We start from the raw sequence: 13,999 nt of genomic DNA, 5'->3' as shown, positions 1-13,999 counted from the left end.
CCGGCCCCGTCGACCAAAAGCCGCTGGATGGCGCAGTGCGTGTGCGTTCGCCCACGTCCGGCGTGCGGCTCGTGTGCATCCTCCCGTTGTCGCGCGACCCGGCGCGGCCGGATGCTCGTGTCTTCGAGAGGACGGTGCACCTTGGCGACAGCGACCGTGAACGGCGTGACCCTCCACTACGACACCGCGGGCGAAGGCCCGCCACTGCTGCTCATCGCCGGCCTCGGCGCCAACTCGAGCGCGTGGGCGGGTGCGGTGCCCGAACTGAGCCGCCGGTTCACCGTGATCACCTTCGACAACCGGGGCGTCGGGCGCAGCGCCGTGCCCGCGGGCCCGTACGCGGTGGACACGCTGGCCGACGACGCGGCCGCGTTGGTCGAGTTCCTGGGACTCGGCCCGGTCGCCGCCGTGGGCTGGTCGCTGGGTGCGTCGGTGCTGCAGTCGATGCTCATCCGCCACGGCGCGCTGCTGTCGAAAGCCGTGCTGCTCAACGGGTTCCCGTCGTACACCCCCATCCAGCACGCCTGGCTCGACGCCGGCCTCGCCCTCCGCCGGGCCGACGTCGACCCGCTGGCCGTCGGCGTGATCGGCATGGCGTGGGGCCTCACCGCCCGCGTGTTGTCGGACCACGAAACCCTTGCCGCCCAGGCGAAACTGGCCGCGGAAGACCCGTACCCGACGTCGCTGGAGGGCTTCGAAGCGCAAGCCGCGGGCCTGCGTGTCTACGACTCCCGCCCGGACCTGCCTTCGGCGCTGACCCCCACCCTCGTGCTGGCCGGCGCCGAAGACGTCCTGACGCCCGTGTCGCAGTCCGTGGAAATGGCCGCGTTGCTGCCGAACGCTTCGCTGCGCGTCCTGCCGCGCGGCGGTCACGCGATGCTGCTGGAGTACCCGGACGACACGCTCGCCGCGATCACGGACTACCTGGGCTGATGAGTCTCGCCGCCGATCTGGACGTCGGAGCGCTCGCGGCCCTGGGCCGCGGCGAACCGGTGCTGCTCGACGACTGCCTGGTCCTCTCCGCCGAGCTGGTGACCACCGCGTCGATGGCCTTCCTCATCCGCTACACCAGCGGGTTCGCCTGCGTCGCCCTCCCGCGCGAGCGGCTGCGCGCCCTGCGTATTCCGCTGCTGCCCGCCGACGACACCGACTGCCCGCCGTTCGCCGTGTCCGTGGACGCCGCCGAAGGAATCACCACCGGCATCTCCGCCCACGACCGTGCCCTGACGGCGCGGACCCTCGCGGCCCCGGCCACGACGTGGACCGACCTCACCCGGCCTGGCCACGTCGTCCCGCTCTTGGCCCGCCCGGGCTGCACGGGCGTGGCGGAAGCGGCCGTGGAACTGTGCTGCCGAGCCGGCCTCGCCGCGGTGGCCGTGCTCGCCACGGTCGAGGGTGAGGAACCGGTGCTCGCCGGCCTGCCGAGGGTCTCGGCAGCGGACGTGTTCTGACTTCCCGCAGGTCAGGCCGTGAAGTCGACCTCCTCGGTGGTCACCGTGCCGGCCTTCCGGCCGGGCGCCGTGTGGTACGTCCAGTACAGGTTCGTGTGCGCGATGACCTTGTCGGGCGTCGGCGCGCCGTACTCGGAGAGGTCTTCGGTGGTGTGCGCGTCGCCGACCAGGGTGGCGTCGTAGCCGCGCGCGATGGCTCCGTGGAGCGTCGAGCGGATGCACTCGTCGGTCTGCGCGCCCGAGACGAACAGGCGCCCGATCCCGCGCTCGGCCAGCACGGACTCGAGGTCGGTGTCCTCGAACGAGTCGGGGTACGCCTTCTGCACCAGCGCTTCCTCGTCGTGCCGGACGAGCTCAGGTACGTACCGCCACTTCTCGCTGTCGCGGGGCATCTGTTCGCTGTTGTGCTGCACCCACACCACGTCGACCTCGGCGGCGCGCGCCTTGTCGACGAGCGCGCCGATGTTGGCGACGATCTTGTCGCGCTCGTGGGCGTGGTCGACCACGCCGTTCTGCACGTCGATCACGAGCAGGCCGGTCTTGGGCCGGTTGACGAGCGTGGTCATGGCGGCTCCTCCGTTCGGTGGGGTCGATGGTATGTCTTCGGTCCGACAGTTTCGGGCGAGAACGTGGAGGACGCATGCTGCGCTGGGGAATCATGGGTACGGGCGGCATCGCCGGTGCCTTCGCGGAGGACCTGAAGCTCACCGATTCCGGCGTGGTCGCCGCCGTCGGTTCGCGCAGCAAGGAGACCGCCGACGCGTTCGCCGACCGCCTCGGCATCCCGACCCGCCACGGCAGCTACGAGGCCCTGGCCGCGGACCCGGACGTCGACGTGGTCTACGTCGCCACCCCGCACCCGATGCACCACGACAACGCCATGCTCGCGCTGTCCGCCGGCAAGCCGGTGCTGGTGGAGAAGCCGTTCACGATGAACGCCGACGAGGCCCGGTCGCTGGTCTCCTTCGCTCGCGAACGCGGGCTGTTCCTGATGGAAGCGATGTGGACGCGCTTCCTGCCGCACATCCACCACGTCCGCAGCCTGCTCCCGGAGCTCGGCGACATCGTCACCGTCTCCGCGGACCACGGCCAGTGGTTCGCCGAGGACGCCGACTTCCGCCTCTTCGCGCCCTCCCTGGGCGGCGGCGCGCTGCTCGACCTGGGCGTCTACCCGGTGTCGTTCGCGTCGATGATCCTCGGGACGCCCTCTCGGGTGGCCTCGATCGTCTCGCCGGCGTTCACCGACGTCGACGCCCAGACGTCCATGCTGTTCGGCTACGACAGCGGCGCCCACGCGGTCCTCAACTGCACCCTCCGCGCCGCCTCGGCCACCACGGCTTCCATCGTCGGCACCGAGGGCCGCCTGGACATCGAAGGCGCCTTCTACGCCCCGGCCTCCTTCACCGTGACCCCGCGCGGCGGCACCCCCGTCCACCACACCCACACCGACCCCGGCCGCGGCCTCCGCCACCAGGCCGACGAGGTCGCCCGCCTCCTCGCGGCCGGCGAGCGGGAAAGCCCGCTGATGCCGCTCGACGAAACCATCTCGATCATGGCGACGATGGACGAGGTGATCGCCCAAGCCGGCTGACGGTCTCCGGGGTTGCCCTCCTGCCGGGGCAGCCCCGGACCGCGAAGTGTGGCTCGCGCGCCGGCCCTCGCCGCCGGGTGGACGGCAACCGGCGCGACCTCACCCCGGGGCTTGCGGGCCTGGCTGCCGGAGCTTCAGCGTTGGTCCAGCTCCTCCCGAGCCTGCCGCGCGACAGCCGCCCGCAGCTCCTCCATGCGGGCGTTCTCGGGCAGGAGGTTGCCGTGATCGTGGAGGGAGAGGTCGTTGAAGCTCCCCGCCGCGCCGCGGAACAGTCCGAGCAACGACCTCAGCTCCCGCCGCCGTTCGGGCCGGGTCCGGGCTTGTGCGAGCCGTTCGTGGTGCGTCCGGAGGAACGCCGCCGCGCCCGGTTCGTGCGGCCGGAGCACCTCGGCCAGCTCGGCGAGGTCGTCCAGCAGCTGATCGTCCACGCCGCTCCTCGTCGCCGCGCCTTCGTCGCGAAGACTAGCCCCGGGGTGATCGCAACCGTCCCGTGTCCGGGGTTGAGTAGTGCTACGGATCCGATCACCACCACCCATCCCCGACCCTGACCGCATGACCACGGACGCCGCCACGCTGCACCGCCTCGCCGACGCCCTCGACGACCTCGGCCGGCACATCACCGCCGTCGGCACCGAACTCCGCGCCGCCGGGACACCCGGCACACCGACCGCGGCGCCGGCCTCGCCGGGTGAGCCGGTCAATCCGCTGGTCAAGCCTGTGCCTCAGCCGCCCGCGCCGTCGGGCCAGCAGGCGACACTCGCCGAGCCGCACCCGTCCGCTGCGGTCCAGGACCCGAGCCAGCTCGGACAGGCGGACACTCCGCCGGCCGCTCCGCAGCCAGGCACGTCACCGCAGCAGGATCCGGCCGCCTCACACCCGGCGTCGCCGGGGGCAGCTCCGGAGTCGACTCATCAGGCTGGACTGCATCAGCCGCCCCAGACCACCCCGCAGCCGGGGGCGCAAGCGCAGCCCGGTCCGCTGCAGCCGGGCACGTCACCGCAGCAGGATCCGGCCGCCTCACGCCCGGCGTCGCCCGGGGCAGCTCCGGAGTCGACCAACCAGGCCGGACTGCAGCAGCCGCCCCAGGCAGGCGCGCAGCCTGCCGAACAAGCGCAGCCCAGCCCGCAGGCAGGCGTTTCGCAGCAGCAGGATCCGGCCGCCTCACACCCGGCGTCGCCCGGGGCAGCTCCGCAGTCGACTCATCAGGCCGGACTGCAGCAGCCGCCCCAGGCAGGCGCGCAGCCAGCCGAACAAGCGCAGCCCAGCCCGCAGGCAGGCGTTTCGCAGCAGCAGGACCCGGCCGCCTCACACCCGGTATCGCCGGGGGCAGCTCCGCAGGCGACCCACCAAGCTGGACTGCATCAGCCGCCCCAGACCACCCCGCAGCCGGCGGCGCAAGCGCAGCCCGGTCCGCTGCAGCCAGGCACGTCACCGCAGCAGGATCCGGCCGCCTCACATCCGGCACAGCCCGGGGCAGCTCCGCAACCATCGCACCCCCAGACCGGCCCGCAGCCGTACTCGCCCTACGGCCAGGGCTACCAGCCCTACCGAGGCCCGTACGCCTACCCGATGCAGCCCGCACCCCCGCCGTACGCGCAGCAGCCCTACCCCCAGACCAACCCCTTTCCGCCTTACACGCCGCCGCCCACCCTGAGCGAGCGGCTCGGCAAGGAGGGCGCCGGGTCGCGGTTGCTCGCGTGGGTCGGTGGGGCCGTGACGTTGCTGGGTGTCGTGTTGCTGCTCGTGCTCGCGGTGCAGCGCGGGTGGCTGGGGCCGTTGCCCCGGGTGCTCGTGGGTGCCGTGTTCGGCGCGGCGCTCGTCGGGGCGGGGGCGTGGCTGCATCGCAAGCCGGCGGCGCGCACCGGAGCGTTCGCCCTCGCCGCGACAGGGATCGCGACGCTTTACCTCGACGCGATAGCCGCCACCTCCCTGTACGAGTTCCTGCCCGTCCCCGCGGGCCTCGCCGTCGGCCTCGTGACCGCGGTGGGCGGGCTGTTGCTCGCCGTCATGTGGGATTCCCCTCTGCTCGCCAGTTCCGTCGTCGTCGCGTGCGGCGTGTGCGCACCCGTGATCACCCAGGGCTTCACGCCGGAACTCGTGACCTTCTTGCTCATCATCCAGATCGCGACGGTGCCCGTCCAGTTGCGACGGTCGTGGTGGTCCCTTTCGCTCACTTCCGCGATTCCGCCCTTGACAGCGTCGCTGATCGGCACCGTGCTGCACACGCAGAACACCGGCGTCGCGATCGCCGCAGGCTTCGTGAGCGCGGCTGTTTCGCTGATCATGCTGCGCCGCAAGGAAAACGATCCGGCCTTGCTGGCCGTCCTCGCCGCCGCGCCACTGCCCGTGCTGGCCGCCGCGGTGGTGCTGCCGAAGACGCAGGCCGCGCTGTTGGCGGGTGCGGTGGCGGTTGTCCTTGTCGCGACATGGCCGTTCGTGCGCGGCCAAGCCGGGACTGTCGCGGGTGTCGCCGGTCTGGTTGCCGCTTTGCAGGCCACTGTCACGGAATTCGACGGTGGTGCGGTGCTGCTCGGCGAAGCCGTGGCACTCGCGTTCGCCGCCCGCTACACGAAGAACCGTTTCGTACTGGCGGGTTCGCTGGCTTTCGCGGTGATCGGCGGACTCGTCGCGATCGTCGAGGACGTCACGCCGGCGCTGCTCGTCGTCCCGAGTCCGCACACGACCGCCGACCTGCTCACGGCACTCGCCGCGGCCACGCTCATGCTGGGCGTCGCCATCGCGCTGACCTGGGCCGCCGAACGTCTCGAAATCCTCAAGCCCAGCAAGCTTTTGCCGTGGCTGCCCGGTGGCCTCGCGGCCCTCTACGGCGCCGCCGGCCTCGTCCTGTGCGTGGCACTCCTGGCCGTTCCCGGCCGGTCCGGTTTCCTGCTGGGCCACGCGTTGATCACCGTCTCCTGGACGGTCGCCGCCCTCGTCCTGCTTCTCCGCGGTATCGCGGTCGTCGCGCTTCGCGTGGTGGGTCTGGTGTTGGTCGCCGCCGCGGTCGCGAAGCTGGTGCTGTTCGACCTCGCGGCACTCGACGGGCTCGCCCGAGTGGGTGCATTTCTCGGCGCCGGTCTGGTTCTTTTGCTTGCAGGGAGCCGATATGCGCGGATGGTCGCCTCGCGCTAGCGGAAACTGTCGGTGGGTTGTGGTTCTCTTGGTCTCACCACTTCCGAGGGGAGACCGAACATGACGTACACACCCGACCCGAACCTGATCAAGCGCGCCGGCGAGCCCGTGGGCTGGCTGACCACCATCACGCCGAAGGGACGCCCCGCACCACGCCCGGTGTGGTTCGTCCTCGACGGCGACGACATCCTGGTGTTCAGCCAGCCCGGCACCGCCAAGCTTCGCCACATCGCCGCCAGCTCGGAGGTGAGTTTTCACCTGAACAGCGACGAGAACGGCGGCAGCATCCTCGTCGTCAACGGCCGCGCCCACGTCGACGACGGCAAACCCTCCGAAGCGCCGGGTTACCTCGACAAGTACGAGCCGTCCTACGCCGGCATCGGATACGCCGACGCGGCAGCGTTCGACGCGTCGTACTCCGTGCGAGTCCGCATCGTCCCGGAGCGCTCCTGGGGGTTCTAGGTCAGAAGGCGACGTCCAGGCAGGCCAGCCGGGCGCCCGCGGTGCCGGCGTGACCGGGATCGGTGTGCGTGTGGGTTTCGTGGATCACCACGGAGTGCGCGCGTCGTGATCCGAACTTCCAGTCCACAGTGGACTTTGCGTGGCCCGTGCCGAAGCGGTCGGTGGTGAAGTCGAGCCAGATCTCGTTGCGCGGGTTCGCGTAGGCGGGGTCGACCGAAGGCTTCACCGGGTCTGGCGTGTGCTGGAAGTGGGGACCGGCGTCGTCGCCGGTGGGGCCGCACGCGTTCGCGTGGGCGTGGGCGCCGTACTGGTGGTTCGGCAGCAGGCCGGTGACGACGAGCGCGGTCGTCGTACCAGTGGCCCTTGCGGACGTGCCGAACACGTGGGCCTGCGCGCCGCCCGGGACGAGGTCGGTGCGGTAGGTCACGGCGTGGGCGCCGGGGGCGTATCCGGTGAAGGTCCCGTGCGCGGAGGTGAAGTGCACCGGGGTCGCCGCGGCGGCGGTGGCGCCGGAGAGGCCGGCCAAGCCGGCGGCGAGAGCAGCGGAAAGGAGTGTGGGAGCGAGTCGCATGGTCATTCTCTAGCCAGCGCGCGGACTGCGACGCCATGGGCGCCACCCGAACGTGTGAGCAGTTCCCCCGTCGTGGGCCGCGTCGGGTGAATCCTCCACGGGCAGGTCGGCCGGGTTCGCGGTGGGGGCGGAGTCGGGCGGTCGGGCTTAGTGTTTCGACACGAAGCCGACTCTGGAGCCCATCCGATGACTGACCCCGACGAGCACCGCCGAACCAACCCGTCCTCCACCGACCCCGCAGGAGCCGAATTCCGCCGTGGGGCCGGCCCCGGCTCGACCACCGACGGCGCACCGCCGGTGGAGGCCGACGAGGTCATCGACAACGTCGACGTGGAGCACACCGGGGAGACGCGCAACCAGAAGCTGCAGCGCAACGTCGGCGAGCTGCTTCAGGAGCTGCGCGTCGCGCAGGCCGGGGTGCAGATCCTCTTCGGGTTCCTGCTGGCGGTCGTGTTCACGGATCGGTTCCAGGCGGCGAGCGGGCTCGAGAAGATGCTGCACCTGGTCGCGGTGCTGCTGGCGGTCGCCGCCACGGCGCTGCTCACCGCGCCCGCGGCGTGGCACCGCCTACTGTTCCGCACGGGCCGCCGCGATGAGATCCTGCGCGTCGGCAACCGCGTCGTGCTCGCCGGCTTCGGCTGCCTCGCCGGGGCGGTCACGCTGACGGTCGCCCTCATCGCGAAGGTCGTCTACGGCACCCCAGCCCTCATCGCAGCGGGCGGTTTCACGGTCCTGCTGTTCGGCTTGCTGTGGTTCGTCCTACCCCTCCGCCTCCCCAAAGACGACCCGGTCCCCGGCCCGACTCGGCCGGCGCGCGACCGACAGCGCTGACGGGCTGACGAGCTGCGCCCGCAGGCTGGCCGGACCGCTCGGCCTGCTGCTGAGGACTCGGGCGTTGGCGGGGCAGCACCGCGAGACCTTGCCGACGGCGAGGCCCTGCCGCGCGACTGCCGTGTGAGCCGTGGGCGAGCGCGTTGGGGCGCTTTCACCGCCCCATGCGGCGGGACCGCGTGCGCCGATGAGCTGGCCAGGTGGTGGCACGTCGCCGTGGCCAACGACGGCAAGCACACCACGACGTACGTCGACGGCTCCCCCTGCCGCGCAACCCGAAGACGCCCGCCAACGGTTTGGCCAACCCGGGCGGCGGCTGGTTCGTGGGCGCATACGCCTACGACGGCAAGGTGGAGCAGAGCTTCTACGGCCTGCTCGGCGACGTGTGCGTGGTCGACCGCACTCTGCCTGTCCGCGATTTCCTGCTCGGCTGAGACCTGCCGGGAAAGGCGCCCCGCACGTCGAGGGGCGCCTTTTTCCTGCCCGAAGGACTCGACTTGACAGGACCTGGACAATAGAAAATCGGCGCTCAGGTCGAAACCGCATGTGAACGCCGAACCTGGTATCAGGATAAACGCTGTGAGGGAACTTGTCAAATCAGGGGTACGACGAGGAATTGCAAGCGGAACGCGCGTACGTCGTGTCGCTCTACGATCGGCTCGCCGCCGAGCAGGAGCGGGCGAACGGAGCGCATGTCAAGGCGCTGCGCGAACCTGGCCACGTGCTGTGGGAGCGCGACGTCCAGGCCGCCCAGCGCGCGAAGGCCGTCGCGCGGCTCGATGTGGCGTACAACGGATTGTGCTTCGGCCGTCTCGACGCCCTTTCCGGTGAACGGACGTACATCGGCCGGCTGGGCATTTTCGACGAGGACAACGACTACGAACCTCTGCTCGTGGATTGGCGCGCGCCGGTCGCGAGCGCGTTCTACTGCGCCACCGCGGCGTCACCGGAAGGAATGGCGCGACGCCGGCAGTTCCACACGCGGGGCCGGCGCGTTGTCGATTTCACCGACGAATTCCTCGGCGACAGCGGCGGGACCAGGGGCGACGCCGCGCTGCTGGCCGCCGTCAACGCGCCCCGCCGCGACGGGATGCGCGACATCGTCGCGACGATCCAGGCCGAGCAGGACGAGATCATCCGGCTGCGGCACCCCGGCGTCGTCGTGGTCGAGGGCGGGCCGGGGACCGGGAAAACGGCCGTCGCGCTGCACCGCGTCGCGTACCTGCTGTACACGAAGCGCGAGCGGCTGCAACGGCGCGGCGTGCTGGTCGTCGGGCCGAGCCCGGCGTTCCTCGATCACATCAGCCGCGTGCTGCCGTCGCTCGGTGAGACCGACGTCGTGTTCCAGACGCCGGGCGACCTCGTGCCCGGGCTGAGCGTGACGGCCGAGGACGAGCCCGAACTGCAGCGCATCAAAGGATCGCTGGCGATGCTCGACGTGCTGGCCGCGGCCGTCGCGGATCGGCAGGAGCTGCCGCCGGAGCCAGTGGCGATCGAGCTGACGGACGGCCCGGTGCTGCTCGACGCGAACGTCGCCCGTGCGGCGCGCGACGAGGCCCGTGCGACCGGGCTGCCGCACAACGAGGCCCGGCCGGTGTTCCGCGAGGCCGTCCGGCGGGGGCTGGCGGAGCGCGCGGTGGACCGGATCGGGGCGGGCTGGCTGTCGCCGTCGGACGGGATGCGGGCCGAGTTGTGCGCCGAGGTGCTGGCGGAGCTGGCGGATCACGAGCAGCTCGCGGCGGCGCTCGACCGGCTGTGGCCGTTGCTGACGCCGCGCCGGCTGCTCGCGCAGCTGTATTCGTCGCGCACCCGCGTGGCGGCGGCCGGCGGGGCGCCCGCGCTGTACCGGACGCACGGCGCGGCGTGGACGGTGTCGGACGTGCCGCTGCTGGACGAGGCCGTCGACCTGCTCGGCGAGGACCGTTCGGTGGAGCGCGCCGCCGCGCGGCGGGCGCGGGTCGAGGAGAACTACGCCGCCGGTGTGCTCGACGTCCTGGAGGTCGAGGAGGCGATGGACGACGAGGAGCAGCTCACCGCCGCCGATGTGCTGGACGAGCGCGCGCTCGCGGAGCGTCACCGAGAGCGCGACAACCGCGCCCTCGCCGAGCGCGCCGCCGCGGACCGCGACTGGACCTACGGGCACGTCGTCGTCGACGAGGCGCAGGAACTGTCCGAAATGGACTGGCGGGTGCTCATGCGGCGCTGTCCCAGCCGGTCGTTCACGATCGTGGGCGACCTCGCGCAACGGCGTTCGGCAGCAGGCGCGCGGTCGTGGGCCGAGGTGTTGTCACGCTACGTCGCGGACCGGTGGGTTTTCCGGCCGCTCACGGTGAACTACCGGACGCCGACCGAGATCATGGCGGTGGCGGCGCGGCTGCTGGCGGAGTTCGCGCCGGGGGTGCGCCCGCCGGAGTCGGTGCGGTCCTGCGGGGTCTCACCTTGGTCGCGCCGGGTTTCTTCCTACGACTTGGCGATTTCTGCTTTTGTCGACTCGGAGGCTTCCCGCGAGGGCACGAGTGTGGTGATCGGGCCGCCGGGGTTGGCGGGCGCGGTGCCGCCGTCGGCGACCAAGGGCCTGGAGTACGACGCGGTGCTCGTCGTGGACCCCGCCGGCATCCTCGCGGCGAGCTCTCGCGGGGCGGCGGAGCTGTACGTCGCCCTCACCCGGGCGACCCAGCGGCTCGGGATCGTGCACGACGGACCGCTTCCGGCGGCGTTGCGTGGGGCGGTGTCGGATGGTGGTGGGCGGGTGAGTCATCGCCGTTATGTGTGAGGGAAGCGCTGGGCTGCGGTGACGGCCCGGCGTTGTTGTCCCGCGCGGCCGAGAGCCGTTGACCGGTGAGGTTGTTGCGGCTGTGGAAGGCGCTCGGTGCCGGCGTGGTGGATGCCTCCCATCAGATATCGGATCTGGTGCCTGGCGCACGGCGGCTCCGAGTTGTCCACAACCCACTCGTCCGAGGCAGCACCTGTCCACAGAGTTCGGTGTTGCCCGCGGCTTCCCATGCTGGAGGAGCGGATCCTGATCGCCGACCGGGTCCGTGAGTCTGGGACATCGCTGGCAGTTCTCGACGACCAGCCCGGAACTGGGCCGCAACCAGCAACCGGTCAGGGACCTATCAGCCTCACCGCCGATCAGATCGCTGTGGGCCGGCGAGCCCGTCCCAAGACCCGCAGACTCGCTGTGGATCCCGGCATTACGGGCGATCGTCAAGATGGGCTGACCCCGCGGTGGCGGCCGCAGCACATCACCCGCACGCTGCGCCGTGACTGTCCTGACCGGCTGGAGTGGCATGTGACCTGCGAAAGGAACTACCGAGCCCCTGGAGGTACGACCAGTCCGCGCGCAACTGCGGCACCCGTTGACGGGGGACCAAGGCAGTGAAAGGCACCTGCGCCAGTTTCGCCCAGGTCACGAACTTGCCGGTCTACTTCTGCGATCCCCACGCGCCGTGGCAACGCGGCAGCCACGAGAACGACATCTACACCCAGACGGTCAGCAGAACCGGAAACTCCACCTCACCACCCGGACACTGCAGCCCTGAAAGCTCGGAAGTGAGGCGGGGACCCGGCCTCATCCGAGAAACGCGGAGAAAACCTCACACGGTCAGGTTGCCCCACGCGTAGTTCTGCTTGGCCAGCTTCAGGTACACGAACAGCTCCGTGGACGTCACCCCGGGGATGGGGCGCACCTGGTCTCCCAAGACGGCCAGCAGGTGCTCGTCGTCGCGGCAGATCAGTGAGGCCAGGAGGTCGAAGCGGCCGGCGCAGAGGACGACCTGATGGACGTCGGCGAGGTCCGACAGGCGGTTGGCGACCTCCCGCGGGTCGCCGCTCACGGTGATGCCGATCATGGCCTGGCGGGTCAGATCGACGTGTTCGGGGGCCGTCACGGCGACTATCTGCATCATGTCGTCGCGAAGCAGTCGTTGGACGCGCTGGCGCACCGCGCCCTCGGAGAGCCCGACGGCTTTGGCCAGCGCGGTGAACGAGGCGCGGCCGTCACTCTGGAGTAGGGCGATCAAGGTTCTGTCGGTGCCGTCCAACGCCTTCGGCGGGCGTTGCTCCTCGATCTTCGTACGGTTTCCGTCACCCATGCCGTCCCTCCCTGTGTTTCGGCATGTGATTCCTTAGGCGCGCAGCGTATCTGCCCTCGCGCCGGAACAGGAGTTTGATTCGGGATTCACGCGATTCCCAGGCAAGGCCGATGACAACGGCGAAATCAGTGGTCAAGTCGCCATCGAGGTGATGTTTTCGGCGCACAGGTGTGCGACGGCGCACACGGGGTGCCCGGCCCGGGTGCCCACCCGGTACCGTCTGGCGGCCGTAAGAGGCCCGGAAAGACCCGGAAGGCCTAGTGAAGTCGAGCGGCTCTGACCAAATCCCACCCCCATAAGGAGGACCCGTCATGTCCGAAGCCGTCGCGCTCCGTGCACACCCCGCTCCGGTCGTGCCGGCCAAGGGCCTCCGCACCGGGGCGCTGGGCATGGTGTCGGCGATGGTCATCGGGATGTCGTCGACGGCCCCGGCGTACTCGATCGCCGCGACGCTCGGCTTCATCGTGCTCGCGGGCGCCGGCTTCAAGGCGGCCGCGTTCATCCTGCTGTCGTTCATCCCCGTCCTCTTCGTCGCCGTCGCGTTCCGCGAGCTCAACACCGCCGAACCCGACTGCGGCACCAACTTCACCTGGGCGACGCGCGCGTTCGGCAGCCGCGCGGGCTGGATGACGGGCTGGGTGGTCACCGTCGCGCAGCTGCTGGTCATGAGCAGCCAGTCGGCGCTCACCGGCCGCTACACGCTGCTCCTGCTGGGCGCCGACAGCCTCGCGGACAACCGCGCCGTGACCACCGCCATCGGCTGCGCGTGGCTGCTCGCCCTCTGCTACCTGTGCTACCGCGGCATCGAGGTATCCGCGCGCGCCCAGTGGATCCTGCTGGGCATCGAGCTCGCCGTGCTCGTCGTCTTCTCCGTCGTCGCCCTCGTCCGCGTCTACGACGGCAGCGCCGGCCCGCAGGCGACCCACCCGCAGTGGAGCTGGCTGTGGCCCAACGGCGTCAACCTCGGCACGGCCGTCTCGGCGGTGCTGCTGGCCGTGTTCATCTACTGGGGCTGGGAAAGCTCGCTGTCGGTCAACGAGGAGTCGGCCGACCCGCGCCGCGCGCCCGGCCGCGCTGCCGTGCTCTCGACCGTGCTGCTCGTGCTCAACTACCTGCTCGTCACGGTCGCCGCGATCGCGTTCGCCGGTGTCGGCGAGAGCGGCATCGGGCTGGGCAACGAGGCCAACTCCGAAGATGTGCTGGCCGGCCTCGGCGGCGCGGTGTTCGGCGGCTCCGGGCTCGGCAAGGTGATGGGCCTGCTGCTCATCGTCTCCGTGCTCACCAGCGGCGCCGCCACCAGCCAGGCGACGATCATGCCCGCCGCGCGCACCACGCTGTCGATGGCCAGCCACGGCGCACTGCCCAAGGTCTTCGGCCGCGTGCACCCGAAGTACCAGACGCCGTCGGTCTCCACCTGGACGTTCGGGCTCGTCTCGCTCGTGCTCTACGTGCTCCTCGCGGTGTGGAGCGACAACGTGCTCTCGGACTCCGTCGACGCCGTCGGCCTCACCATCGCGATCGAGTACACGATGACGGCGCTGGCGTGCGTCTGGGTGTTCCGCAAGACCCTGCTGACCGGCCTGCGCCACTTCGTCCTGCGCGGGGTGCTGCCGTTCGTCGGCGGGGTGTTCTTCCTGGCCGTGCTCGTGCTCGCGGTGATCGAATACGCGAAGCCGGACGCCGGGGAGACCACCGTGTTCGGCATCGGCGGCGTCGCGGTGATCGGGGTCGTGTCGATCCTGGCCGGGTTCCCGCTGATGTTCGCCGTGCACCGCGCGTGCCGGGAGTTCTTCGCCGGCCGGCGCCTGCCCCGCGGGTCGGTGGCGCGTGACGGCGAGTCGATCGAGGCCTGATTTAGGCTGGTGGG

At 71.0% G+C, this 13,999-nt stretch carries 12 protein-coding genes and 2 pseudogenes; 10 read left to right on the top strand and 4 right to left on the bottom strand.

Annotated features, from left to right (window positions below; translation table 11 throughout):
• Nucleotides 1-141 precede the first annotated feature (141 nt).
• On the top strand, nucleotides 142-933 hold the full coding sequence (locus AB0K15_RS19240) for an alpha/beta hydrolase (protein WP_364051730.1): 792 nt from the start codon (nucleotides 142-144) through the stop codon (nucleotides 931-933).
• Complete coding sequence (locus tag AB0K15_RS19235; protein ID WP_364051727.1) at nucleotides 933-1,451, top strand: 3,4-dihydroxy-2-butanone-4-phosphate synthase; 519 nt, start codon at nucleotides 933-935, stop codon at nucleotides 1,449-1,451. The genes AB0K15_RS19240 and AB0K15_RS19235 overlap by 1 nt, the downstream gene beginning before the upstream one ends.
• An 11-nt stretch (nucleotides 1,452-1,462) precedes the next feature.
• On the opposite strand, the gene AB0K15_RS19230 is transcribed toward AB0K15_RS19235, so the two are convergent.
• Nucleotides 1,463-2,017 (bottom strand): isochorismatase family protein, encoded by a 555-nt coding sequence (locus AB0K15_RS19230; RefSeq protein WP_364051724.1) that lies wholly within the window; start codon nucleotides 2,015-2,017, stop codon nucleotides 1,463-1,465.
• A gap of 74 nt (nucleotides 2,018-2,091) precedes the next feature.
• Here AB0K15_RS19230 and AB0K15_RS19225 point away from each other — a divergent pair, with 74 nt between their 5' ends.
• Nucleotides 2,092-3,042: a Gfo/Idh/MocA family oxidoreductase gene (locus AB0K15_RS19225; RefSeq protein WP_364051721.1), complete on the top strand. Its 951-nt coding sequence runs from the start codon at nucleotides 2,092-2,094 to the stop codon at nucleotides 3,040-3,042.
• Nucleotides 3,043-3,176: 134 nt separating this feature from the next.
• On the opposite strand, the gene AB0K15_RS19220 is transcribed toward AB0K15_RS19225, so the two are convergent.
• The gene (locus tag AB0K15_RS19220) at nucleotides 3,177-3,470 is read right to left on the bottom strand and encodes a hypothetical protein (RefSeq protein ID WP_364051718.1); all 294 of its coding nucleotides are present in this window, start codon (nucleotides 3,468-3,470) and stop codon (nucleotides 3,177-3,179) included.
• A gap of 124 nt (nucleotides 3,471-3,594) precedes the next feature.
• Between AB0K15_RS19220 and AB0K15_RS19215 the strand changes: the two genes are divergently transcribed.
• Together AB0K15_RS19215 and AB0K15_RS19210 are read left to right on the top strand one after the other, a co-directional pair.
• Nucleotides 3,595-6,174: a DUF2339 domain-containing protein gene (locus AB0K15_RS19215; RefSeq protein ID WP_364051715.1), complete on the top strand. Its 2,580-nt coding sequence runs from the start codon at nucleotides 3,595-3,597 to the stop codon at nucleotides 6,172-6,174.
• Nucleotides 6,175-6,234: 60 nt separating this feature from the next.
• A complete protein-coding gene (locus AB0K15_RS19210; RefSeq protein ID WP_364051712.1) occupies nucleotides 6,235-6,636 on the top strand; it encodes a pyridoxamine 5'-phosphate oxidase family protein in 402 nt (133 codons plus the stop codon).
• Between the two features lies 1 nt (nucleotide 6,637).
• Here the strand turns inward: AB0K15_RS19210 and AB0K15_RS19205 are convergent, their stop codons facing one another.
• A complete protein-coding gene (locus AB0K15_RS19205; RefSeq protein ID WP_364051709.1) occupies nucleotides 6,638-7,207 on the bottom strand; it encodes a superoxide dismutase in 570 nt (189 codons plus the stop codon).
• A gap of 330 nt (nucleotides 7,208-7,537) precedes the next feature.
• Between AB0K15_RS19205 and AB0K15_RS19200 the strand changes: the two genes are divergently transcribed.
• From AB0K15_RS19200 to AB0K15_RS19185, 4 genes and pseudogenes are all read left to right on the top strand, one after another.
• The gene (locus tag AB0K15_RS19200) at nucleotides 7,538-8,038 is read left to right on the top strand and encodes a DUF6328 family protein (protein ID WP_364051970.1); all 501 of its coding nucleotides are present in this window, start codon (nucleotides 7,538-7,540) and stop codon (nucleotides 8,036-8,038) included.
• 198 nt (nucleotides 8,039-8,236) lie between these two features.
• Nucleotides 8,237-8,472, top strand: a pseudogene (locus tag AB0K15_RS19195) (LamG-like jellyroll fold domain-containing protein); the annotation flags it as partial.
• Between the two features lie 155 nt (nucleotides 8,473-8,627).
• Entirely contained in the window at nucleotides 8,628-10,811 is a 2,184-nt protein-coding gene (gene helR, locus AB0K15_RS19190; RefSeq protein ID WP_364051706.1) for an RNA polymerase recycling motor ATPase HelR, read from the top strand.
• Between the two features lie 574 nt (nucleotides 10,812-11,385).
• Nucleotides 11,386-11,512: pseudogene (locus AB0K15_RS19185) on the top strand (IS30 family transposase); the annotation flags it as partial.
• Between the two features lie 122 nt (nucleotides 11,513-11,634).
• Here the strand turns inward: AB0K15_RS19185 and AB0K15_RS19180 are convergent.
• On the bottom strand, nucleotides 11,635-12,132 hold the full coding sequence (locus AB0K15_RS19180) for an Lrp/AsnC family transcriptional regulator (protein ID WP_364051703.1): 498 nt from the start codon (nucleotides 12,130-12,132) through the stop codon (nucleotides 11,635-11,637).
• Between the two features lie 311 nt (nucleotides 12,133-12,443).
• Here AB0K15_RS19180 and AB0K15_RS19175 point away from each other — a divergent pair, with 311 nt between their 5' ends.
• Nucleotides 12,444-13,985: an APC family permease gene (locus AB0K15_RS19175; RefSeq protein WP_364051700.1), complete on the top strand. Its 1,542-nt coding sequence runs from the start codon at nucleotides 12,444-12,446 to the stop codon at nucleotides 13,983-13,985.
• The last annotated feature ends 14 nt before the right edge of the window (nucleotides 13,986-13,999 follow it).

It is taken from the genome of Amycolatopsis sp. NPDC049253 (assembly GCF_040678995.1).
Classification (GTDB): Bacteria; Actinomycetota; Actinomycetes; order Mycobacteriales; family Pseudonocardiaceae; genus Amycolatopsis.
Note: the sequence above shows the minus strand (reverse complement) of the source record. Positions and strands in the feature narration are given on the sequence as shown.